Raw genomic sequence first — 21,531 nt, forward strand, 5'->3', positions numbered from 1 at the left:
CCTCAGGCGTCCGGCCAGGCGGCCAGGGCTGCGAGCACCGCAGCCGAGTCCGCCACCGCGCCGAACACGCCACCCTGCATCAGCACCATGTTGATCGCGGCAAGGTGGTTGTTGTAATCGGTCGCGCCGCAACCATCGGTGACCAGCAGGCACTCGAAGCCACGGTCGTTCGCTTCGCGCATCGTGGTGTGCACGCACACATCGGTGGTGATGCCGGTCAGCACGATGTTGCGGATGCCGCGGGTGTGCAGCACCAACTCAAGATCGGTCGCACAGAAAGAGCCCTTGCCGGGCTTGTCGATGATCACCTCGCCCGGCAGCGGGTAGAGCTCGGGAATGATGTCCCAGCCCGGTTCGCCGCGGACGAGGATGCGGCCGCAGGGCCCGGCGTCGCCGATGCCCGCGCCGATCCGCTGCGAACGCCAGCGCTTGTTCGCGGGCAGATCCGACAGATCGGGCCGATGGCCTTCGCGGGTGTGGATCACATGCGCCCCCGCCGCGCGGAACTTCGCCAGCAGTTTGCCGATCGGTTCGATCGGCGCGCGGGTCAGCGAGATGTCGTAACCCATCGTGTCGACATAGCCGCCCTTGCCGCAGAAGTCGGTCTGCATGTCGATGATGACGAGCGCGGTGTTCGCCGGCGTCAGCGCGCCATCGAAGGGCCAGGGATAGGGCTTGGAATCCAGGGTCAGGCTCATGCGTGTTCCTCGGTCATCAACGATTGAGGGAAAGTTCGCCCGGCGCGCCCTTGAGGCTGGTGTCACGCGAACAGGTCAGCGCCATCAGCAGCAGGGTCAGCGCGTAGGGCGCAGCATTGAACAGGTAGTAGCCAGACGAGATACCGACGGACTGCAAGGCAGGCCCGATCGCCCCGGCGGCGCCGAACATCAGCGCAGCCAGCACGCAGCGGCGCGGCTGCCAGCGCGCGAAGATCACCAGGGCGACGGCCATGATCCCCTGCCCGTTCGAGAGCCCTTCGTTCCAGCTGCCCGGATAGAACAGCGAGAGGAAGGCGCCGCCCACCCCCGCCAGCGCGCCACCGAGTACCGTGGCGGCGATGCGGGTAGGAATCACCGCGGCGCCGGCCGCGCGTGCGGCGGCTTCGCTGTCGCCGACCAGGCGCAGCGTGAGGCCGATGCGGGTGTTGGCGAAGGCCCAGTGCAGCGCGAAGGCGAGCAGCAGGCCGGCAATGAAGAGCGGGTTGATGTCGAGCGCGGAGCGCAGCGCCGGCGAATCGCTCCAGGCCCCCAGATGAAAGGCGCTGAGCGTGGGCGCTTGTGGCTGGATGTAGGCCTTGCCCCAGTAGAAGGCCAGCCCGGTGCCGAGCAGCATCAGGGCAATGCCGAGCGCGATGTCGTTCACCCGCCGCAGGCTCGCGAGCAGGCCATGCAGCAAGCCGAACACCGCGCCCGCGCCAGCGGCGGCCAACACGCCGAGCCACGGGCTGCCGCTGTGCAGCGAGGCGGCGTAGGCGCTCATCGCCCCCATCACCAGCGTGCCTTCAAGGCCGAGGTTGATGCGCCCGGCCTTCTCGGTAATCGTTTCACCCAGGCTCACGAACAGGAAGGGCGTGCTGACGCGGATCGCGCCGCCGAGCATCGCCAGCAGTACCGCGGTGATGGCATCGATCGTCATGCGGGCTCCTCAGGCGCTGGCGTGGCTTTGGCAAGGCGCGGCGCGGGCAGCTGCGGCATCCGCCAGGCGCGGCCGCGCAGTGTTTCCATCGCGATCAGCACGACGAACAAGATGCCCTGCAGCACCAGCACGGTAGCGTCGGGCATGTCGAGCCGCCGTTGCAGCAGGCTGCCCGCGGCGCCGATGCCACCGATCAGGATTGCCGCAGGGATCACCGCCAGCGGGTTCTGCCGCGCGATGAAGGCAATCAGGATGCCGGCATGGCCATAGCCGACCAGCACCGATGCATTGCAGCTGCCGTGCACCGCCGCCACTTCAAGCATGCCGGCAAGCCCGGCCATGGCGCCGCCCGCAGCGCAGAGCCCGATCACCCAGGGGGTCACCGCAAGCCCCGCCATCGCCGCGGCGCGCGGATTGCCGCCCACCACGCGCACCGTGAACCCCCAGATCGTGAAGCGCAGGAAAACCCAGGCCAGCACGGCGCAGACCAGGCCGACCGCGAGGCCGACATGCACATCGAGCCCCGGCAGGTTGCCCAGCATGGCTTCGGGCGCCAGCGGCAGGGTTGAGGGCTTGTTAAGGCTGGCCGGATCGCGCAGCGGCCCTTCGACGAAGTGATTCATCAGGGCCACGGCGATGTAGGAAATCAGCAGGCTGGAGATGGTTTCGTTCACGCCGCGCCACTGCCGCAGCGCACCGGCAAAGCCGATCAGCAGGCCGCCGGCGAGCATGCCCGCCAGCGCCATGCCGAGCCAGATCACCGGGTTCGGGCTGCCGGCCAGGGCCAGCGCCGCGGCGGCGGCCCCCAAGGCGCCGAAGGCCAATGCGCCCTCGCCGCCGATGATCACCAGACCGGCCCGCGCCGGAATCGCGACGGCAAGGCCGGTGAGGATCAACGGCGCCGCACGCAGCAGCGTGTTCTGCCAGCCGAAGGCATCACCAAAGGCACCGGCGAAGATGGTTTCGAGCACCTCCAGCGGCGCCTGCCCCTCCATCGCCACGAACAGCGAGAACAGCATCAGCGCAATCACCAGCGCTGCAACGGGCAGCAGCGCATCGATCAGCGGACGTGGGCGGGCAGGCGCGGCGCTCATCGGGTTTGCCTCAGACCGAACCGATCACGCCTTCGACGAGGTAGTTCATCCCCTCCAGCTCGATCGCCTGTTGCGCGAAGCTCTTGCCGGCGGGGATCACTTCCTTGCCGGTGTTGTCTTTCAGCGGCCCCTTGAAGATGACGAACTCGCCCTTGAGCATCTTGGCCTTCACATCGTCGGCCGCCTTGCGTGCCTTCTCGCCCACCGCCGCACCGTAGGGCGACATCTTCACGAAGCCTTCCTTGAGGCCACCGCGGACAAAGTTCGGGAAGGGCTTGCCTTCCTGCAGCGCCTTCGCGAAGGTGGTGTTGGGGGTGACCCAGTCCCACTCGGCGCCGGTGAGATAGCCCTTCGGCGCGAGCTTGGCCTGACTCGCGTGATAGCCGCAGCTGAATGCGCCGCGGCGCTCGGCAGTTTCGACTACGACCTTCGGCCCGTCCACATGGCAGGTCAGTACATCGCAGCCCTGGTCGAGCAGGCTGTTGGCCGCCTCGGCTTCTTTCACCGGCATCGCCCAGTCGCCGGTGAAGATCACGCGGGTGGTGGCGTTCGGGTTCACTGAGCGCGCGCCCATCGTGAAGGCGTTGATGTTGCGCAGAACCTGCGGAATCGGCTTGGCGGCAACGAAGCCGAACTTGCCGGTCTTGCTGGTGAGGCCGGCGACCACGCCGTTGAGGTATTGGCACTCGTCGATGTAGCCGAAGTAACTCGCCACGTTCTTCGGATGCTTGCCTTCAGTCCACATGCCGCCGCAGTGCGCGATGTGCGCCTTGGGGTACTTCGCCGCCACCTTCAGCACATGCGGATCGAAATAGCCGAAGGAAGTGGCGAAGATCACCGCCGCCTTGTCCTGCACGATCATCGCTTCCATGCTCTTCTGCACCGCAACGGTTTCGGCGACTTTTTCTTCCTCGATCACCTTCACGCCCGGCAGCTTCTTCAGCGCGGCGGCGGCCTGCGCATGCGCCTGGTTGTAGCCGAAGTCATCGCGCGCACCCACGTAGATGAAGCCCACCGTGATGCCACCGGCCGCGATGGCATCGCGCACCGCGGCGGGCAGCAAGGCGAGCGCCGGCGCCGCAGCGGCGGCCTTGATGAAGTTGCGACGCGAAAACCTGGAACGATCCTGCATGGCGTTTCTCCCTGCTCGTGGTCAATGGCAATCGGCGTGTGCGCTGCATGGCTTGCATCACTCTTGTACGCCGTCTTGTATGCAAGATACGCAAAGCGCGTGCCAGGGACACTGTGGGCATCGAAGTAGCTCCGCAACGAGTGCGGCTCTTCACGCTGCGCGGCGCCGCCATTGGCCGGCAGCGGAATGGGCTGGCACAGCAAGGAGCCACCTGCGGCGCGCGGGCTCGCAAGAGAGCCGAGCTTGAGTGCGCCGAACTGGTGCGGCGCACCGCTTGCGATGTCGAAATCCGTGCAGCGCCAGAAAACAAAAACGGGCGACGAGGCCCGTTCTGATGGTGCGGCAACCCGACGCACGCGGCGCCAGCGTCAGCTTCTAGCCCCAGCTCCCGCGCCGCGCCTCAAAGAGCTTGTGCAGCGTGATCTTGCGGACTTCGGCGCGGCTCGCTTCGATATGCGCGGCCAGCAGTGAGGTGGCGCGCTCGCTGCGGCGCCGCCGGATCGCCTTGAGGATCTCGGCATGCTCGGCGTAGGTGGTGTCAATGCGCTCTTGCTGCGTGAAATCGAGCCGCCGCACGATGCGGATGCGCTCGGTCACATCGGCATGCACACGCGCCATCTCGGGGTTGCCGGCCGCTTCGACCAGCGACAGATGGAATGCCTCGTCCTGCCGCGCGACGCTGCGGCCATCGTTATCGCGTTCCGCTTCGGGCAGGAGCCAATAGGCTTCTAGCACATCCAGCGCTTCGAGCGATTCCTTGCGGTCGCACAAGCGCCGCACCGCCTCCAGCTCAAGCAGTTGACGCAGATCGTAGAGGTTCTCGAAACGGTCGAAATCGTAGGGATTCACGCTCCAGCCGCTGCGAAACTGAACGCTCAGAAAGCCCTCGCGCTGCAACTGGTAGAGCGCTTCACGCACCGGGGTGCGGGATACGCCAAGGCGATCGGCGAGTTCGGTTTCGGTGAAGCGGTCGCCGGGCAGCAGGCGAAAGTCTGCGATGTCGTCCTTGATCGCCGCATACACGGTTTGGGCGCGGGTTGCCGGTTGCGCGGCGGCGCGCTTGCGAACGGCTGGGCGCGTCGAAGCAGGTTTTGCTGGGGCGGACTTGGCGGGGTTACGGCGGGTCATGAGGCCGGATTGTGCATCAGGCTGACGTGCGCCGCGACGATGCGCCAGCCACCATGCGCAGCCTGATCGCTGCGCACCCAGGTCTGGCTCTGGCGACCGCCGCCTGCGCGATCGGTATAGCGGAACTCCAGATTCACGGTGCCGAAGTCCTGCCCGTAGGTGCTGATCTCGCATCGAACAATCCGGCGCGGCGGGCTTTGCTGGGCCAGCGCGGCACGAAACGCCACCACCGCATCAAACCCATACTGCTCGTCTGCCAGACCATAGCGCAAGGTATCGGGCCCCGGATGAAACAAGGCATCAAGTAGCTCGCGATTGTTGCCCACCAGTGCCGCCTCGTAGAGCTCGGCAATCGCTTTCAACTCGTCGCGAACTGCGGGCAGATTGATTTGTGCGCTTGAAATGGGCATGGCGGTCCTTGTGTGCAACGCTGTATACATGGATGCACCACGCAAGAACCGAACCACACGATCCAGGCGCTGCCGCCCACGCGCCGCCTGCGCTGTGCCAAGGCGGACAACCGTGCATCGGCGGCACTGGCTTGGTGCCGGCGCGCCAGAACCAAGTCGGCAAAATGGCGGAATCGTTGGGCGCTCGCACAAAGCAGCGTGTGGCGCAGATGTTGCTTTGGCGGTCTTGTCGTCTTTAGCGATTGGAACTGCGAAATGGCCAGCAACTCTTGGGATTCAATGGATGTGCACTTGCTGCGGGTGCTCCACGCAGTGCTGGCTGAATGCAGCGTCACCAAGGCGGCCTTGCGCCTGAACCAGTCGCAACCGGCGGTCAGCACCGCGCTGCGGCGCCTGCGCGATATCACCGGAGATCAATTGCTGGTGCGCTCGCGCAACGGCATGACCCCAACCGAGCGCGGCGCCGCGCTGCTCGAACCGGTGAAGCTGGCGCTGGCGCAGATTGAATCGATCGCGGTCAAGCAGGTGCGCTTTGATCCCGCCAAGTCGCGGCGGGTGTTCAACATTGCCACGCCGGATTACCTCAATGCGGTGATCCTAGGCGAAGTCGTCGCACGACTGCGCAAGTTCGCACCGCATTCGCAGGTGGTGTTCCATTCGCTCGGGCCGGACAGCGACTTCACGCAGGCGCTTGAATCCGGCGAGCTGGATGTGGTGATCGGCAACTGGCCGCAGCCGCCCGAACTGCTGCGGATGACTTCGTTGTTTGAAGACGATCTGGTCTGCGTGATGCGCAAGGACCACCCCTACGCCAAGCGCCCGCTGACCACCGAGCGTTACCTCGAAGCGGAACACCTGGCGCCGACGCCCTACTCGGTCGGGCGCCGTGGCGTGATCGACATGCATCTGGCGCGCGAGCGCATCAAGCGCAACGTGGTGGCCTATGTGCCTTACTTCGGCCTGGTGCCCTACCTGCTGCTGCAAACCGACATGATCTTCACCGGCCCGCGCGTGTTCGCCGAGCACTTCGCAAAGCTGATGCCGCTGGCCGTGACCGAGGTGCCGATCGACTTTCCGAAGATGAACTTCTACCTGCTGTGGCACGACCGCACCCACCTCGCCGACGAATGCCGCTGGTTCCGCGAGCAGATCGTCAGCGTGGCACGCAAGCCGCAGGAAAGCAGCCTCACCGCGGCCGCGTAGGCCACTTCGCGTCAGGCAACGCGATCGGCGAGGCGCAGCGCGGCGATGCGCGCGATCTGCGTCAGTGCTTCGTCGAACTCGGCCTCGGGGCTGTGCTCAAGCCGGGCGGCGAAGCGCTCGATGATGCCGCGGCGGTCGTAGCCGCGCACCGCAAGGATGAAGGGGAAGCCAAACTTCGCGAGGTAAGCCGCGTTCAGATTCTGCAGGCGCTCGAACTCTTCCGGGCTGCAGGCATCGAGCCCGGCGCCGCTTTGCTCACCGCGTGATTCATGCGTCAGCTCACCACGCACCGCAGCGCGGCCGGCAAGTTCAGGATGTGCGCGAATCAAGGCGAGTTGCTGGCCGCGCGTGGCGCCGCGCATCGCGGCGACCAATGCGGCGAGCAAGGCGTCGCGGTCGGAAAACGGGCCGGCAGCCCAGGCTGCATGGGCAACCCAGGGGGAATGCTCGAAGATGCCGTCGAGCGCCTGCACGAAAGCGTCGCGTTCAAGCGCTGACAAAGAGGCAAGCGGAATTGGCGTGGAGGGCATGCTCTGGCTTCTGGCTTCGGCGGGATCGCCGGGTGATGCCAGACTAGGCAGGCGCAGCCGGCGGCGCAATCCGCGAACTCGAATAGCGCACTTCGCCGCTTTCAGATGAACAGGCCCTTGCCCTGCACGGCACGGCGATGCCCCGGGTTCGGCCGCTGGCCTCATTCGCTCCGGTGGATGCGGGGTATCCACCGATCGGGGGCCGAGCCTTCCTACAATCCGCCCATACGCCGCGCCCCCAGCGGCCTCCGCCCAGATTGGAATGAAGATGGGACGACTCACCACCCATGTGCTCGACACCGCCCACGGCCGCCCGGCCGCCGGCATCCGCTACACGCTCACCGCAGCCGACAGCGCGATACCGCTGGCTCAGGGCATCACCAATGCCGACGGCCGCTGCGACGCGCCGCTGCTTGAAGGTGCCGCCCTCAAAGCGGGCCGCTATGTGCTGCGTTTCGAAGTGGCCGCCTACTTCCGCGCCGCCGGCGTGCAACTGCCCGAGCCGCCCTTCCTCGACGAAGTGAGCATCGCATTCGGCATCGCCGACGCCGCCGCCCACTACCATGTACCGCTGCTGGTTTCGCCCTGGGCGTACAGCACCTACCGGGGCAGCTGAGCATGGATAGCGCATACCTGATTGAAGTGGCCAGCATGCTGCTGCGCTGGCTGCACCTGATCGTTGGCATCGCCTGGATCGGCTCCTCGTTCTACTTCGTCTGGCTCGACAATTCGATCAAGCCGCCGACCGATCCCAAGCTGAGGGAAGCCGGCGTCGGCGGCGAACTCTGGGCGATGCATGCCGGGGGCTTCTACAACCCGCAGAAGTACCTGGTTGCCCCGAAGGAATTGCCGAAGGAACTCCACTTCTTCTTCTGGCCCTCGTACTCCACCTGGATCACCGGCTTCCTGCTCATCTCGGTGCTGTACTACTTCCAGGCCGCAACCTGGATGGTGGACCCGGCAGTGGCGCAGATCAGCCCGACGGTGTCGGTGCTGATCGGGCTTGGCACCCTGGCCGGTGGCTGGATCGTGTACGACCTGCTCTCGCGCCTGCTGATCGAGCGCAGCCAGCTGGTGTTTGCGGTGATCTACACGCTCTTCGTCGGCGCCGTTACCTGGGCGCTGATGCACCTGCTGGCAGGCCGCGCCGCCTACATTCATGTCGGCGCGATGATCGCCACCACGATGAGCGGAAACGTCTTCTTCATCATCATCCCGAACCAGCGCAAGCTGGTCGCCGCGATGAAGCGCGGCGAGGCGCCGGACCCGGCGCTGGGCAAAAAGGCCAAGCAGCGCAGCGTGCACAACAATTACCTCACGCTGCCGGTGCTGTTCTCGATGATCAGCAACCACTACGCCTTCACCTACAGCCACGCCCATGGCTGGCTGATGCTGATGCTGATCATGTTGAGTGCGGTGCTGATCCGCCACTTTTTCAACCTCAAGCACAAGGGCGAGTGGCGTTGGGAATACCCGATCGCCGGCGGCCTGATCCTGCTCGCGACGCTGTGGTGGACCGCGCCGGCCCCCGTTGTGCGCGATACCGCCAAACCGGTGCCAACGCTCTCGCAGGTGATGCCGGTGGTCGAAGCCCGCTGCGCTGCCTGCCACGCCGAAAAGCCCACGATGATGCCTTCGGCGCCGGGTGGCGTGATGCTCGACACCGAAGCGCGCATCCGCCAGCATGCCCAGCGGATCTACGCCCGCACCACTCAAACCAAGGACATGCCGCTGGGCAACGTCACCAACATCACCGAGGAAGAGCGCGCACTGATCACCGGCTGGTACCTCGGCGGCACGAAGTAAGGCGCGAGCGACCATGACGCACGACACCTACCCGCGCGACCTCGTCGGCTACGGCCGCAAGCCGCCCCACGCACAGTGGCCGGGCGGCGCCCGGATCGCGGTGCAGTTCGTGCTCAACTACGAAGAAGGCGGCGAGAACTGCGTGCTGCATGGCGATGCCGGCAGCGAGCAGTTTCTCTCTGAACTCTTCAATCCGCCCAGCTTCCCCGAGCGGCATCTGTCGATGGAGTCGGTGTACGAATACGGCTCGCGGGTTGGTGTGTGGCGCATCCTGCGCGAGTTCGAAAAGCGCGGCCTGCCGCTTACCGTGTTCGGCGTGTCGATGGCGCTCGAACGCCACCCCGAGCTGACCGCCGCATTCAAAGCACTGGGCCACGAGATCGCCTGCCACGGCTGGCGCTGGATTCACTACCAGCACATCGACGAGGCCACCGAGCGCGAGCACCTGCGCATCGGCATGGAGATCATCGAACGGCTCACCGGCGAGCGTGCGCTCGGCTGGTACACCGGCCGCGACAGCCCCAACACCCGACGCCTGGTCGCCGACTACGGCGGCTTCTTGTACGACAGCGATTACTACGGCGACGACCTGCCCTTCTGGACGCAGGTCACCAAGACCGACGGCAGTATCGCCCCGCAGCTGATCGTACCCTACACGCTCGACACCAACGACATGCGCTTCTCGCTGCCGCAGGGTTTCAGCCAGGGCGAGGACTTCTTCACCTACCTGCGCGACGCCTTCGACGTGCTCTACGCCGAAGGCGAAGAAGCCCCCAAGATGCTCAGCGTCGGCATGCACTGCCGCCTGCTCGGCCGCCCCGGCCGCATGCGCGCGCTGCAACGATTCCTCGACCACATCGAAGCGCACGATCGCGTGTGGGTCTGCCGCCGGGTCGACATTGCACGGCACTGGCATCGGACGCATCCTTTCAATCCCAACGCGCACGCCCGACAGGAAGCCTGACCATGGCCGTCGTTACGCTCGACCCCGACGCACCGGACTTCACCCGCCGCTACACCAACCTTGCCGACCCACGCCTGGGCGCGGAAGCAATTGCCTGCAGCGATGAATTCTTCGCACCGCGCGCGCGCATGCTTGCGCCCGAAGAGCCCGTCTTCATCCCCAGCAAGTACGACGAACACGGCAAGTGGATGGACGGCTGGGAATCGCGCCGCAAGCGCGGCCCCGGCAACGACTGGTGCATCGTGCGCCTCGCGCGCGCCGGCCGAATCACGGGTGTGGATATCGACACCCGCCACTTCACCGGAAACTACCCGCCGGGCGCCTCGCTTGAAGCCTGCCATTGCCCCACTGGCGACCCGGCCGACGATGCAAGCTGGACACCACTGCTGCCCGCCGTTGCGCTCCAGGGCAACGCGCATCACTACCACGCCATCGACAGTGATGCGGCGTGGACCCATCTCCGCCTCTCGATCTACCCGGACGGCGGCGTCGCCCGCCTGCGCGTGTATGGTCGCCCGGTGGCGGACTGGGCCGACGGCACCGAACTGGATCTCGCCGCAGCCATCAACGGCGCCTACATCGTCGCCAGCAACAACGAACACTTCGGCCGCGCAGCCACGCTGCTGCTGCCCGGCCGTGGCCTGAACATGGGCGATGGCTGGGAGACCCGCCGCCGCCGCGAGCCCGGTAACGACTGGTGCATCGTCGCGCTCGCCACGCCCGGCATCATCGAACGGGTTGAAGTCGATACCGCGCACTTCAAGGGCAACTACCCCGACGCCTGCTCGCTGCAGGCCGCCCACATGGCAGGCGGCACCGAGCAGACACTGATCACCCAAAGCATGTTCTGGCCCGAATTGCTCGCGCCGCAGAAGCTGCAGATGGATGCGGTGCATGGCTTCGACGCCCTCGCCAAACTGGGCGTCGTCACCCATGTGCGCTTCAACATTTTCCCCGACGGCGGTGTCAGCCGGCTGCGCCTGTTCGGCAAGGTGACCCGCGCGTGACACCGCTGCCGGTCGAGCCGCTCAACCGCGAAGCCTTCGCGCCCTTCGGTGATGTCATCGAGGCCAGCGATGCGGTGCGTCACTTCACCATCAACGGCGGCAACACCGAGCGTTACCACGACCTCGCGCGGCTGGAACCGGGCGATGACGGACGCATGATCGTCAGCATCTTCCGCGGCCAGCCGCGCACCCTGCCCTTCGCCATCACCATGGTCGAACGCCACCCGCGCGGCTCGCAGGCCTTCATCCCGCTCAATGGCCGCGACTACCTTGTCGTCGTCGCCACCGCGCCGGAACCCGGCGCGCTGCGCTGCTTCCTCGCGCGCGGCGACCAGGGCGTCAACTACGCAGCCGGCACCTGGCACCACCCGCTGCTCGCGCTTGATGCGGTGAGCGACTTCCTCGTGCTCGATCGCAGCGGGCCGGGCGCAAACTGCGACGAAGTGAGCTTCGACGCGCCCCGCACAATCGCCTTCACGCCCAGCCCCAGCGCACAGGCGCGCGCGCGCTCCTGAGCACAGCGCACAGCGCCCCACGCACCCTGCCGCTTGTTGGGGCTACGGCCGAACCTGCCGCCCGGGAGCGCGGGCTTTCACCACGGCTTGAACACTCAGCGCCAGGCTCGACGCTGGGCCGCGCGAACCAAGGCAAACGCACTACCCACGCGCCCCGCTTCGCCGCCCCTTCCTGCGGCGCATCGCTGCATTGCTCCGCCGCAAACACCAGAAATAGTTTGACCTTGCCCGCTCGCCATGCTTAATTACTGACTGGTTAGTCAGAAAGCCGCGCTGCGGTGACGTTGTTTTGTCTGATTGAGAGACAAGAACCTTGGTGCAAACAAGTCCATCCGTGATTGAGCCCGCCCGCCAGCGCCGCAAGAGTGCGCGGCCAGGCGAGCTTTCGGCTGCCGCGCTCGCGCTGTTTGTCGAGAAGGGCTTCGCGGCGACGCGGCTCGAAGAAATTGCCGCGCGCGCGGGGGTTTCGAAGGGCACGCTCTACCTTTACTTCGACAGCAAGGAAGCCCTGTTCACCGCTGCGATCCGAGACGGCATCGTGCCGCAGCTCGAAAGCGCGGCAGCCCGCATGAGTGCCCTGCAGGACGACCCGGAAGGCATGCTGCGCGAGATCCTCTCGGCCTGCTGGTCGCAGATCGGCTCGAGCGAATTCGGCGGCATCCCGAAAGTGATGATCGCCGAGGCGAAGAACTTCCCCGAGGTTGCGCGCTTCTACTACGAGCATGTGATCGTGCCCGGCCGCCTGCTGGTGGAACGCGCCATCAAACGTGGCATCGAGACCGGCGTATTCCGCGAAGTCGATGTGGAGCTGACGGCATCGCTGTTCTTTGCGCCGGCGATGCATCTTTCGGTGTGGAAGCATTCGCTCGCCTTCTGCGAGGTATGCCAGCAAGACCCGGAAGGCTTTCTCGACAATTTTCTTGAGATCTTCTTGCGCGGCCTTCGCGCGCCCCGACAAGGAACCCCCGAATGAACATCCGCCCCCTTCTGGCGCTTGCGTGCGCCGCTGGCCTGGCCCTTGCAGGCTGTTCCCGCGAGGCACCGCCGCCCGCCGAAGCGCGCACAGCCGTTGTGCGCACGGTCGGATCGACCGAGGCCCAGCAGCTGACTGTGTACGCCGGCGAGGTGCGCGCACGGCATGAGTCGGATCTCGCGTTCCGTATCGCCGGCAAGGTGATAGAACGCCCCGCTGCACTAGGCGCGAAGGTCAAGAAGGGCGAACTGCTGGCGCGGATCGACCCGCAGGACGTCGAAGCCAACGCCGAAGCCGCCAAGGCGCAGGTCGTGGCGGCGTCTTCAGACCTGGCGCTGGCCAAGGCGGAGTTCGATCGCAGCAAGGCGCTGGCCGAACAGCAGTTCGTCAGCGGCTCGGTAGTCGATCAGCGGCGCGCGGCCTTGCTGGCCGCCCAAGCACGCTTGCAGCAGGCCCGCTCGCAATCGGAAATTGCAAGCAATCAGGCCAGCTATGCGCGCCTGGTCGCGGATCGCGACGGCACGGTCACCGCCACGCCGGTGGATGCCGGGCAGGTTGTCGCAGCGGGGCAGGCCGTGGTGCGGCTGGCCGCATCGAACGAACGCGAAGTGCAGATCTTCATTCCGGAAAAGCGCCTGGCCGGCACCGCCGTCGGCGCCGCTGTGCTTGTGAGCCCCTGGGCCGACAAGGGCAAGGTGTTCGATGGCGTGGTACGTGAAGTGGCCTCTGCCGCCGATGTAGCGACCCGCACCTACGCGGTCCGCATCGCGGTACCCAAAGCTGATGAGGCCTTGTCGCTCGGTTCAACCGCCGCGGTGGTATTCCCCTCGGCAGGCAAGCCGGCAATCGTGCTGCCGCATGGCGCAATCGTGCAGAACGAAGGGCAGGCCAAGGTCTGGGTGGTCGGCAGTGACAACACGCTGAGCGCGCGCGCCGTCAAGCTGGGCGCCTACCGCGAAGACGGCGCCCTGATCGAAAGCGGCCTTGCCAATGGCGATCGGGTGATCGTCGCTGGTGCGCACCGCCTTGCCGCCGGCGACAAGATCAAGCCGGTGGCCGAACCCACGCCGGTGGCACTGGACATCAAGCGATGAAGCACTTCAACCTCTCTGATTGGGGGCTGCGCCATCAGGCGCTGGTGCTCTACCTGATGGTCGTGCTGACCGTCGTGGGGGCGTTCGCTTACACCAAGCTGGGGCAATCCGAAGACCCGCCTTTCACCTTCAAGGTGATGGTGGTGCGCGCGAACTGGCCGGGCGCCAGCGCGCAGGAAGTTGAACAGCAGGTCACCGACAAGCTGGAGAAGAAGATCCAGGAACTGGGCGCGACCGAGTTCATGCGCAGCTACTCCAAGCCGGGCGAATCGCTGATCTTCCTGATCTTCAAGGATTCAACCTCTTCCACCAAGCTACCCGATCTGTTCTACCAGGTCCGCAAACGCATCGGCGATATCCGCTACACCCTGCCTGCCGGCGTTCAGGGCCCCTACTTCAACGACGAGTTCGGCGACACCTTCGGCAACATCTTCGCGCTGGTCGGCGAAGGGCTTTCCTACGCTGACCTGAAGCGCTACGGCGACTCGATTCGCGGCGAACTGCTCAAGGTGCCCGATGTCTCGAAGGTCGAGTTCTTCGGCGAGCAGGAGCAGCGCGTCTACATCGAGCTCTCCAACCTCAAGCTCGCCACGCTGGGCCTGGACATCCGCACCGTGATGGATGCCATCGTCGGGCAGAACGCCAAGGCCGCGGCCGGTTTCTACGAGCTGGAGGATGAACGCATCTTCCTGCGCCCCGGCGGCCAGTTCGAGAACCTCGACACAATCCGCGAATTGCCGATCCGCGCCGGCGGGCGCAGCTTCCGCCTGGGCGACGTTGCCGAGGTCAAGCGCAGCTACGTCGAACCGCCGCGCGACAAGATGCGCTTCATGGGTCACGAGGCCTTCGGCATCGGCGTGTCGATGCGCGCAGGTGGCGACATCATCGAACTGGGGAGGCGTCTTGATGAAGCCGTCCGCAAGATCGACGCCCAGTTGCCGGCAGGGGTGCGGCTCGAACGCGTGGCAGACCAACCCAATGCGGTATCGCGCGGCGTGCAGGAGTTCGTGCGCTCGCTGACCGAAGCCGTCCTGATCGTGCTGGCGGTCAGCCTGATCTCGCTTGGGCTGCGCACCGGCATCGTGGTCGCGATCTCGATCCCGGTGGTGCTGGCAATCACCTTCGTTGCCATGCATCAGTTCGGGATCGGCCTGCACAAGATCTCGCTCGGCGCGCTGATCATCGCGCTGGGCCTGCTGGTTGACGACGCCATCATCGCCGTCGAAATGATGGCAACCAAGATGGAACAAGGCTGGGATCGCGCCAAGGCCGCCAGCTTCGCCTACACATCCACCGCCATGCCGATGCTCTCCGGCACGCTGGTCACTGCAGCCGGCTTTCTGCCAATCGCCACCGCCCAATCGAGCACCGGCGAGTACACCCGCTCGATCTTCCAGGTGACGGTGATCGCGCTGCTCGTATCCTGGGTGGCCGCAGTGCTGTTTGTGCCCTACATCGGCTATCACCTGCTGCCCGACGTACACGCGTCACACGACAAGCCCAATCTGCTGCAACGCTGGCTTGCGCGTTTTGCGCCGCAGCTTGCCGCGCGCCTGCGCGAACGCGCTGCGCAACGCCATGGCGTGCATGGCGAAGATGCAATCTACCACTCCGGCTTCTACCGCCGCTTCCGCAGCACGGTGGAGTGGTGCGTGCGCTTTCGCTGGATCACGATTGGCGGCACGCTGGCAACCTTCGTCGTCTCGATCTGGGGCTTCCAGTTCGTCCCGCAACAGTTCTTCCCCAGCTCGACCCGCCCTGAACTCCTGATCGACTTGCGCCTCGCGCAAGGCGCCTCGTTCCACGCCACCGAGAACGCGGTCAAGCGCCTCGAGGCAGTGCTCGAAAAAGAGCCCGGCATCGAAAACTACGTCGCGTATGTGGGCACCGGCAGCCCCCGCTTCTACCTGCCACTCGACCAGCAGTTGCCGCAGGCGAACTTCGCGCAGTTTGTCGTGCTCACCAAAGGCACGGTCGAGCGTGAAGCCTTGCGCGCCAAGATGATCAAGCTCTTCGAACGCGATTTCAGCGAGTTGAGCGCAACGATCAACCGGCTCGAAAACGGCCCGCCGGTCGGCTTTCCGGTGCAGTACCGCGTGAGCGGGCCGGACCATGCCGTATCGCACCGGATCGCCGACGAGCTGGTGAAGGTGGTCGCACGCAACCCGCATCTGTCGAACGTTCAGAAAGACTGGAACGAAGCCTCCAAGGTCGTGAAGGTTCACGTCGATGCCGAAAAGGCGCGGCTGCTGGGTGTATCGGTGCAGGACGTGGCGAACTTCCTCAACACCTCGGTGAACGGGCAGAACATCACCGAATTCCGTGAAGGCATCGAAACCATCCAGGTCACGCTGCGCGGCGCGCCGGAAGAGCGCCGCCATCTATCGCTGCTGTCGGAACTGACGCTGCCCACCGGTAGCGGCCGCGGCGTTCCGCTGACCCAGATCGCAACCCTCGAATACGCCTTCGAACCCGGCGTGATCTGGCGCCGTGACCGCGTGCCGACGGTCTCCGTGCGCGCGACGCTGTATGGCAGCACCCAACCGGCCACCGTGACCGCACAGTTGGCGCCCGAAATCGCCAAGATGCAGGCGAAGCTGCCACTCGGTTACCACATCGACATCGGCGGCGCGGTCGAGGAAAGCGCGAAAGGCGGCGCATCGGTGGCCGCCGGCATGCCGCTGTTCCTGATCGTGGTGCTCACGGTGCTGATGATCCAGCTGCAGAGCTTTTCGCGCGTCGCGATGGTGGTGCTTACCGCGCCGCTGGGCATGATCGGGGTCACGCTCTTCCTGCTGCTCTTCAATCAGCCCTTCGGTTTCGTGGCCATGCTGGGCACCATCGCCCTGTCGGGCATGATCATGCGCAACTCGGTCATCCTGGTCGACCAGATCCGGCAAGACCTGCAAGGCGGGCGTACCCCGTGGGAGGCGGTCATCGAATCAACCGTGCGCCGCTTCCGCCCGATCATGCTCACTGCCGCCGCCGCGATTCTCGCCATGATTCCGCTCACCCGCAGCGCGTTCTTCGGGCCGATGGCCGTGGCAATCATGGGCGGGCTGACGGTGGCAACCGTGCTGACCCTGCTCTTCCTGCCGGCGCTCTACGCCGCCTGGTACCGCATCCGGCCGCCGGCATGAAGCTCACGCCGGGCATGTATCAAATGCCCACATCGCTACCAAACGTTACACAGGGCGGCCCTGCAAGCCCCGCCTGGGCTAGAATTGCCGCCTTAACGCATTGATTTCAAGGCATTGTCGAGGAGCAAGAAATGGATTTCGAGCAAGCGCGCTTCAACATGGTTGAACAGCAGATCCGCCCTTGGGACGTCCTGGACCTGGACGTGCTTGAGACGCTGATGGCGACCAAGCGCGAACAGTTTGTCCCCGAAGCGCATCGCACGCTTGCCTTCGCCGACATCGCAATCCCCCTGCCGGGCGGCGCATCCATGCTCGAACCCAAGCTCGAAGCCAAAGTCCTGCAGGCGGTCGCACCGAAGAAGACCGACAAGGTACTTGAGATCGGCGCCGGCTCCGGCTACATGGCAGCCCTGCTGGCCGCACGCGCCGACTGGGTCCGCTCGATCGAGATCGACCCGGCCATCGCCAGTTTTGCCGCAGCGAACCTGGCCCGCGCCGGGGTCGAGAACGTCATCGTCGAAGAAGGTGATGGCGCCGCCGGCTGGCCTGAACGCGGCCCCTACGATGTGATCGTCGTCTCTGCCGGGCTCAGCGCCATCCCCGCCGAAATGCTGGCGCAACTCAAGCGTGGCGGACGTTTGTTTGCCTTTGTTGGCGCAGCACCGGTGATGTCCGGCCGACTCGTCACCTGCACGGGCGAAGGGCAGTACCGCACCGAAGACTTGTTCGAAACCCTGGTGCCGATGCTCAAGACGCGGACCGAACCGGCCTTTACCTTCTGATGCAGAACCTTTCGCCCCGCGATCTGGCGGCCTGGCTGGCCGACGAGAGCCGCGTCAAGCCCCGTTTGCTTGACGTGCGCGAAGCCTGGGAATTCGAACGGTGCAAGATTGCCGGCTCGCAGCTGATGCCCATGGCCAGCGTGCCGCTCCGCGCCGAGGAACTGGACCCGGACGAGCCAACCGTGGTCATCTGCCACCACGGCGGCCGCAGCATGCAAGTTGCCTTTTTCCTTGAACGGCATGGATTGACCCAGGTGTTCAACCTTGCAGGCGGCGTCGCCGGCTGGGCCGAGCAGGTCGACCCGACCATGCCCCGATACTGACGGAGTAACGATTCATGAAGCGAGTGCTCAGCATTGCAATTGCGAGCCTGTTTGCCGGCGCCGCCCACTCGGCCGACCTGATGCAGGCCTATCGCGATGCGCTCAACAATGACGCGCAATATGCCGCCGCACGCTCGGCCGCCGAGGCCGGCCAGGAACGCAAGGCACAGGGCCTCGCCGGCCTGCTGCCGCAGATCGGCGCCTCTGCCGGTTCGGAATACAACGACACCAGCCGCGATCTTCCCAAGCCGGAAATCTCTGGCCGCTACAACAGCAACCACTGGGGCGTGCAGATGACCCAGCCGGTGTTCCGCCTGCAGAACTGGATCCAGTACCAGCAGGGCAGCCTCTCGGCCGGCATTGCGGAACTGCAGGCCAAGAGCGCGCAACAGGACCTGATCCTGCGGGTCGCCACCGCTTACTTCGATCTGCTCAACGCGCAGGAAACCCTGGCCAGCATCGAAGCGCAGAAGGCCGCCAACGCGCAACAGCTTGAACTGGCCAAGAAGAGCTTCGAAGTCGGCACCACCACCATTACCGACGTGCACGAAGCACAGTCGCGCTTTGACCTTGCCGTGGCGCGTGAAGCTGCCACCCGCGCCGATGTCGCGATCAAGAAGCAGGCGCTGCAGCAGATCACCGGCAAGGATCAGGGCCCGCTCGCGCCATTGCGCGAAGGCGTGCGCTTTGACCAGCCACAGCCCAACGACATCAACCAGTGGGTCACCTCGGCCACCGAAGGCAACTTGGGCACCCAGCAAGCACAACTGGCCGCCGAGATTGCCGACCGCGAAGTCTCGCGCTCGCGCTCGGGCCACCTGCCCACCGCCGATGTCGTTGCCAAGTACGGCTACAACCATACCGGCGCGCTGGGCGACATCATCGCGACCGAAGCCAAGACGAACTCCGGCTCGATCGGGGTGCAGATCAACGTGCCGATCTTCGAGGGCGGCTACACGCAATCGAAGGTCCGCGAGTCGATCGCCCTGCGCGACAAGGCGCGCTCGGATCTGGAATACGCGCGTCGCAGCGCATCGCTGGGGGCGCAGCAAGCCTTCCTGGGTGTGAGCAGCGGCATCGCACAGGTGGCCGGCTATGAAGCCGCACTGGTGTCGTCGCGCAGCGCTGTCGAGTCCAACAAGCTGGGCTACCAGGTCGGCGTGCGGATCAACATCGACGTGCTCAACGCCGAGCTGCAGTATTACGAAACCTTCCGCCAGCTCGCGCGCGCCCGTTACGACACCGCCATCGCCCAGTTGCGCCTGAAGAACGCCGCGGGCACGCTCAGCGAAGAAGACGTGCAGACAATCAACGGCCTGCTGGACCCGGCCGCAGCCGGCCGCCCGATCGTCGTCCCTTCGACCAATCCGCCGCCGCTCGAAAAGAGCACCCCAGGCAAGGCGGAGCCGAAGAAGGTTGAACCCAAGAAAGTCGAACTTGCCCCGGCAAGCAAGAACGGCAAGAAGTAAGCCGCGCAAGCGTCAACGAGAAGGCCCCGCACTGCGGGGCCTTTTTACTGATGCGGGGCCAGCGTTTCGATCAAGCCCAGCGTGGCGGCAAGCGCGCCCTTGTGATGCTCGCTGAATGCCTGGCCCGCCGCGCCGATCGCACTGCGACGCGCTGCATCCTTGAGCAGATCGACCGCAACACGCACCGCGGCATCCAGATCCGCGCAACGGATTGCCGCGCCCGCGTCAATCGCGTCGGCCGCCGCCTGCGCAAAGTTGAAGGTGTGCGGCCCCACCAGGGCCGGCACCCCCACCGCACAGGCTTCGATCAGGTTGTGCCCACCCAGCGGCGCCCAGCTCCCGCCCACGATCGCGACATCCGCGCTGGCGTAGTACGCGAACATCTCGCCCATGCTGTCGCCCAGCCACACCCGCGTGTCCGCATCGGGCATCCGCCCGCTGGAGCGGCGCGCCAGCGACAAGCCGCGCTGTTCAACCAGTTGCGCGATTTCGTCAAAGCGTTGTGGGTGTCGTGGCACCAGGATCAGCAAGACGTCTGGCGAAGCATGGCGGGCATATGCGTCCAGCAAGGGGCCCTCTTCGCCCGGCCGGGTGTTGCTGGCCACCACCACCGGCCGCGTGCCGATGGCGGCACGAAACGCCGCCCCCGCCGAGCGTTGCGCAGCCGGCGGGGAGATCTCGAACTTCAGGTTGCCGGTCACCGTGACCGGGCTTGCCCCCATGCTGCGCAGGCGCACCGCGTCGGCCTCGGTCTGCGCGCCGCACGCGGCAAGATCACCGAACACGGCGCGCGCGAAACCGCCCAGCCGCGCATAGCCGCGCGCGGATCGCGCCGACAGCCGCGCATTGGCCAGCAGCATCGGCACCGCTTCTCGCCGCGCACCGCGCAGCAGGTTTGGCCACACTTCGGTTTCCATCAGCACACCGAAGGCCGGCCGGAAGTGGCGCAAGAACCGGCGCACAGAGCCGGGCGTGTCGTAAGGCAGATAGGCGATGCACACGCGCGGATCCGCGCCGAACAGCTCATGCGCCGTGGCGCGGCCTGTCGGCGTCATTTGCGTCAGCAGCAGGCTGTGCTGGGGGTAGCGATCCAGCAGGGCACGCACCAGCGGCTGCGCGGCACGCGTCTCCCCCACCGATACCGCGTGCACCCACATCAGGCGCGCGGGCGCTTTCAGGCGATGCAGACCGATCCGCTCGCCCAGGTGATGCAGGTATTCGGGCTGCTTGCGGGCGCGCCACAACAAGCGCAGCACGATCAAGGGCGCAGCGACATACCATGCGGCGGAGTAAAGCCAGCGGCCGATCATGCGACCCAGGGCCCAAGCGCCTGCAAGACCGACGCCACCGACGGGCACTGCCCCCTGCCACCGAGGTTGACGGCATTGGCCCCGCCGGCCACGCCATTGGCCCCCGGCTCGGTTGCGATATAGAGCGCAACCACCGGCACCTTGAGTGCCGCAGCCAGATGCGACAGACCAGTATCGACGCCCACCACGCACTGGGCGCGATCGATCAAACCCGCCAGCGCATCCAAGGCCATCGGTGGCGCCAGTGACGCATGCGGCAGATTGGCCGCAATGCGCCCGGCGCGCGCGCGTTCCGTGTCATTGCCGGCAGCGAGCACGCAATGCAGGCCGCGCCGGTTCAGCGCACGCCCCAATTCAACCCAGTTGGGCTCGGGCCAGAGCTTTTCGTCACGGCTGGTGGCCGTCAGCAGCACCGCATAGGCACCATCAACCCGCCAGGCATCGGCCAGCGGTGCGGGCGCGCGTATGCCGTAGTCGAGTGGCAGGTCGAGCGGGTAATCGAACACCGCTGCGGTGAGGCGGCGGTTACGTTCCACCGCATGCATCTGCCAGGAAACACGGTACTTGTCGTCGTAGAAACGGGTGGCGAAGGGCTCACGCGCGCTATCGGGCATGTAACCGGCGACCGGCGCACCGGCCATGCGCGCCAGCAACGCACTCTTTAGCAGGCCCTGCGCATCGATCACGCGCTCGTAGCGGGCCTTTCTCACTTCGCGGCGAAAGCCACCAAACGCGCGCCAGGTCGCTGGCGCCCAGAGTCGCTTGCGCCAACTGCGCAGCGCCACCGGAATCACCTGCCTGACGCCCGGATGCAGGCGCACCAGCGGCGCAAAGGGCGCCTCGACAACCCAGTCGATAGCAAGCGACGGCACCCGTGCAAGCAGATCGGTGACCGCCGGCAGGTACTGGATGACGTCACCCATCGACGACGTCTTGACGATCAGAATCTCGCGCATGGCCACGATTATTCCGGCAGCGGCGCCTTGCGGCAAATCGCACGGCTGCCGCGCCCCCTA

Annotated in this window: 21 protein-coding genes; 12 read left to right on the forward strand and 9 right to left on the reverse strand. The window is 65.9% G+C overall.

Annotated features, from left to right (window positions below):
• Positions 1 to 2: 2 nt before the first annotated feature.
• From OPU71_RS00130 to OPU71_RS00155, 6 genes are all read right to left on the reverse strand, one after another.
• On the reverse strand, positions 3 to 698 hold the full coding sequence (locus tag OPU71_RS00130; RefSeq protein ID WP_172200084.1) for a cysteine hydrolase family protein: 696 nt from the start codon (positions 696 to 698) through the stop codon (positions 3 to 5).
• A gap of 16 nt (positions 699 to 714) precedes the next feature.
• A complete protein-coding gene (locus OPU71_RS00135; protein ID WP_267723753.1) occupies positions 715 to 1,635 on the reverse strand; it encodes an ABC transporter permease in 921 nt (306 codons plus the stop codon).
• Positions 1,632 to 2,729 (reverse strand): ABC transporter permease, encoded by a 1,098-nt coding sequence (locus OPU71_RS00140; RefSeq protein WP_267723755.1) that lies wholly within the window; start codon positions 2,727 to 2,729, stop codon positions 1,632 to 1,634. The genes OPU71_RS00135 and OPU71_RS00140 overlap by 4 nt, the downstream gene beginning before the upstream one ends.
• Before the next feature lie 10 nt (positions 2,730 to 2,739).
• On the reverse strand, positions 2,740 to 3,861 hold the full coding sequence (locus tag OPU71_RS00145) for a BMP family ABC transporter substrate-binding protein (protein ID WP_267723756.1): 1,122 nt from the start codon (positions 3,859 to 3,861) through the stop codon (positions 2,740 to 2,742).
• Positions 3,862 to 4,236: 375 nt separating this feature from the next.
• Positions 4,237 to 4,989: a GntR family transcriptional regulator gene (locus OPU71_RS00150; RefSeq protein ID WP_267723758.1), complete on the reverse strand. Its 753-nt coding sequence runs from the start codon at positions 4,987 to 4,989 to the stop codon at positions 4,237 to 4,239.
• The gene (locus OPU71_RS00155) at positions 4,986 to 5,399 is read right to left on the reverse strand and encodes an AtzH-like domain-containing protein (RefSeq protein ID WP_267723761.1); all 414 of its coding nucleotides are present in this window, start codon (positions 5,397 to 5,399) and stop codon (positions 4,986 to 4,988) included. Before OPU71_RS00155 ends, OPU71_RS00150 begins: the two co-directional genes overlap by 4 nt.
• Before the next feature lie 255 nt (positions 5,400 to 5,654).
• Here OPU71_RS00155 and OPU71_RS00160 point away from each other — a divergent pair, with 255 nt between their 5' ends.
• On the forward strand, positions 5,655 to 6,602 hold the full coding sequence (locus tag OPU71_RS00160) for a LysR substrate-binding domain-containing protein (RefSeq protein ID WP_267723763.1): 948 nt from the start codon (positions 5,655 to 5,657) through the stop codon (positions 6,600 to 6,602).
• 11 nt (positions 6,603 to 6,613) lie between these two features.
• Here the strand turns inward: OPU71_RS00160 and uraD are convergent, their stop codons facing one another.
• A complete protein-coding gene (uraD, locus tag OPU71_RS00165) occupies positions 6,614 to 7,132 on the reverse strand; it encodes a 2-oxo-4-hydroxy-4-carboxy-5-ureidoimidazoline decarboxylase (RefSeq protein WP_267723765.1) in 519 nt (172 codons plus the stop codon).
• A gap of 268 nt (positions 7,133 to 7,400) precedes the next feature.
• Between uraD and uraH the strand changes: the two genes are divergently transcribed.
• The 11 genes from uraH to OPU71_RS00220 all read left to right on the forward strand — a co-directional run bounded on the left by uraH (position 7,401) and on the right by OPU71_RS00220 (position 19,205).
• Positions 7,401 to 7,748 (forward strand): hydroxyisourate hydrolase, encoded by a 348-nt coding sequence (uraH, locus tag OPU71_RS00170; RefSeq protein WP_267723767.1) that lies wholly within the window; start codon positions 7,401 to 7,403, stop codon positions 7,746 to 7,748.
• Between the two features lie 2 nt (positions 7,749 to 7,750).
• The gene (locus OPU71_RS00175) at positions 7,751 to 8,938 is read left to right on the forward strand and encodes a urate hydroxylase PuuD (protein WP_267723769.1); all 1,188 of its coding nucleotides are present in this window, start codon (positions 7,751 to 7,753) and stop codon (positions 8,936 to 8,938) included.
• A 13-nt stretch (positions 8,939 to 8,951) separates the two neighbouring features.
• Positions 8,952 to 9,902, forward strand: a complete 951-nt coding sequence (gene puuE / locus OPU71_RS00180) for an allantoinase PuuE (protein ID WP_267723772.1) — start codon at positions 8,952 to 8,954, stop codon at positions 9,900 to 9,902.
• 2 nt (positions 9,903 to 9,904) lie between these two features.
• Positions 9,905 to 10,909, forward strand: a complete 1,005-nt coding sequence (gene alc, locus OPU71_RS00185; protein ID WP_267723775.1) for an allantoicase — start codon at positions 9,905 to 9,907, stop codon at positions 10,907 to 10,909.
• Complete coding sequence (locus OPU71_RS00190) at positions 10,906 to 11,424, forward strand: ureidoglycolate lyase (RefSeq protein WP_267723777.1); 519 nt, start codon at positions 10,906 to 10,908, stop codon at positions 11,422 to 11,424. Before alc ends, OPU71_RS00190 begins: the two co-directional genes overlap by 4 nt.
• A 334-nt stretch (positions 11,425 to 11,758) precedes the next feature.
• Complete coding sequence (locus OPU71_RS00195; protein WP_267723780.1) at positions 11,759 to 12,397, forward strand: TetR/AcrR family transcriptional regulator; 639 nt, start codon at positions 11,759 to 11,761, stop codon at positions 12,395 to 12,397.
• A complete protein-coding gene (locus OPU71_RS00200) occupies positions 12,394 to 13,491 on the forward strand; it encodes an efflux RND transporter periplasmic adaptor subunit (RefSeq protein ID WP_267723781.1) in 1,098 nt (365 codons plus the stop codon). Before OPU71_RS00195 ends, OPU71_RS00200 begins: the two co-directional genes overlap by 4 nt.
• Complete coding sequence (locus OPU71_RS00205) at positions 13,488 to 16,631, forward strand: efflux RND transporter permease subunit (RefSeq protein ID WP_267723784.1); 3,144 nt, start codon at positions 13,488 to 13,490, stop codon at positions 16,629 to 16,631. The genes OPU71_RS00200 and OPU71_RS00205 overlap by 4 nt, the downstream gene beginning before the upstream one ends.
• A gap of 131 nt (positions 16,632 to 16,762) precedes the next feature.
• Complete coding sequence (locus tag OPU71_RS00210; RefSeq protein ID WP_267723786.1) at positions 16,763 to 17,413, forward strand: protein-L-isoaspartate O-methyltransferase family protein; 651 nt, start codon at positions 16,763 to 16,765, stop codon at positions 17,411 to 17,413.
• Positions 17,413 to 17,736 (forward strand): rhodanese-like domain-containing protein, encoded by a 324-nt coding sequence (locus tag OPU71_RS00215; protein ID WP_267723788.1) that lies wholly within the window; start codon positions 17,413 to 17,415, stop codon positions 17,734 to 17,736. The genes OPU71_RS00210 and OPU71_RS00215 overlap by 1 nt, the downstream gene beginning before the upstream one ends.
• Positions 17,737 to 17,750: 14 nt before the next feature.
• Positions 17,751 to 19,205, forward strand: coding sequence for a TolC family outer membrane protein (locus OPU71_RS00220; RefSeq protein WP_267723791.1), 1,455 nt, complete (start codon positions 17,751 to 17,753; stop codon positions 19,203 to 19,205).
• Between the two features lie 44 nt (positions 19,206 to 19,249).
• Here OPU71_RS00220 and waaA read toward each other — a convergent pair whose 3' ends face one another.
• Positions 19,250 to 20,515, reverse strand: coding sequence for a lipid IV(A) 3-deoxy-D-manno-octulosonic acid transferase (waaA, locus tag OPU71_RS00225; RefSeq protein ID WP_267723793.1), 1,266 nt, complete (start codon positions 20,513 to 20,515; stop codon positions 19,250 to 19,252).
• Positions 20,512 to 21,471: a lipopolysaccharide heptosyltransferase I gene (gene waaC / locus OPU71_RS00230; RefSeq protein WP_267723795.1), complete on the reverse strand. Its 960-nt coding sequence runs from the start codon at positions 21,469 to 21,471 to the stop codon at positions 20,512 to 20,514. The genes waaA and waaC overlap by 4 nt, the downstream gene beginning before the upstream one ends.
• Positions 21,472 to 21,531 lie beyond the last annotated feature (60 nt).

Origin of the sequence: Niveibacterium sp. 24ML, from assembly GCF_026586805.1 — a bacterium.
Lineage (GTDB): Bacteria > Pseudomonadota > Gammaproteobacteria > Burkholderiales > Rhodocyclaceae > Niveibacterium.

Coding starts and splice junctions, on each gene's coding strand:
- OPU71_RS00220 (WP_267723791.1), top strand. CDS start 17,751: ATGAAGCGAGTGCTCAGCATTGCAATTGCGAGCCTGTTTGCCGGCGCC.
- OPU71_RS00150 (WP_267723758.1), bottom strand. CDS start 4,989: ATGACCCGCCGTAACCCCGCCAAGTCCGCCCCAGCAAAACCTGCTTCG.
- alc (WP_267723775.1), top strand. CDS start 9,905: ATGGCCGTCGTTACGCTCGACCCCGACGCACCGGACTTCACCCGCCGC.
- OPU71_RS00200 (WP_267723781.1), top strand. CDS start 12,394: ATGAACATCCGCCCCCTTCTGGCGCTTGCGTGCGCCGCTGGCCTGGCC.
- OPU71_RS00175 (WP_267723769.1), top strand. CDS start 7,751: ATGGATAGCGCATACCTGATTGAAGTGGCCAGCATGCTGCTGCGCTGG.
- OPU71_RS00140 (WP_267723755.1), bottom strand. CDS start 2,729: ATGAGCGCCGCGCCTGCCCGCCCACGTCCGCTGATCGATGCGCTGCTG.
- OPU71_RS00145 (WP_267723756.1), bottom strand. CDS start 3,861: ATGCAGGATCGTTCCAGGTTTTCGCGTCGCAACTTCATCAAGGCCGCC.
- puuE (WP_267723772.1), top strand. CDS start 8,952: ATGACGCACGACACCTACCCGCGCGACCTCGTCGGCTACGGCCGCAAG.
- OPU71_RS00135 (WP_267723753.1), bottom strand. CDS start 1,635: ATGACGATCGATGCCATCACCGCGGTACTGCTGGCGATGCTCGGCGGC.
- waaA (WP_267723793.1), bottom strand. CDS start 20,515: ATGATCGGCCGCTGGCTTTACTCCGCCGCATGGTATGTCGCTGCGCCC.
- OPU71_RS00215 (WP_267723788.1), top strand. CDS start 17,413: ATGCAGAACCTTTCGCCCCGCGATCTGGCGGCCTGGCTGGCCGACGAG.
- OPU71_RS00210 (WP_267723786.1), top strand. CDS start 16,763: ATGGATTTCGAGCAAGCGCGCTTCAACATGGTTGAACAGCAGATCCGC.
- OPU71_RS00130 (WP_172200084.1), bottom strand. CDS start 698: ATGAGCCTGACCCTGGATTCCAAGCCCTATCCCTGGCCCTTCGATGGC.
- OPU71_RS00160 (WP_267723763.1), top strand. CDS start 5,655: ATGGCCAGCAACTCTTGGGATTCAATGGATGTGCACTTGCTGCGGGTG.
- OPU71_RS00205 (WP_267723784.1), top strand. CDS start 13,488: ATGAAGCACTTCAACCTCTCTGATTGGGGGCTGCGCCATCAGGCGCTG.
- waaC (WP_267723795.1), bottom strand. CDS start 21,471: ATGCGCGAGATTCTGATCGTCAAGACGTCGTCGATGGGTGACGTCATC.
- uraD (WP_267723765.1), bottom strand. CDS start 7,132: ATGCCCTCCACGCCAATTCCGCTTGCCTCTTTGTCAGCGCTTGAACGC.
- OPU71_RS00155 (WP_267723761.1), bottom strand. CDS start 5,399: ATGCCCATTTCAAGCGCACAAATCAATCTGCCCGCAGTTCGCGACGAG.
- uraH (WP_267723767.1), top strand. CDS start 7,401: ATGGGACGACTCACCACCCATGTGCTCGACACCGCCCACGGCCGCCCG.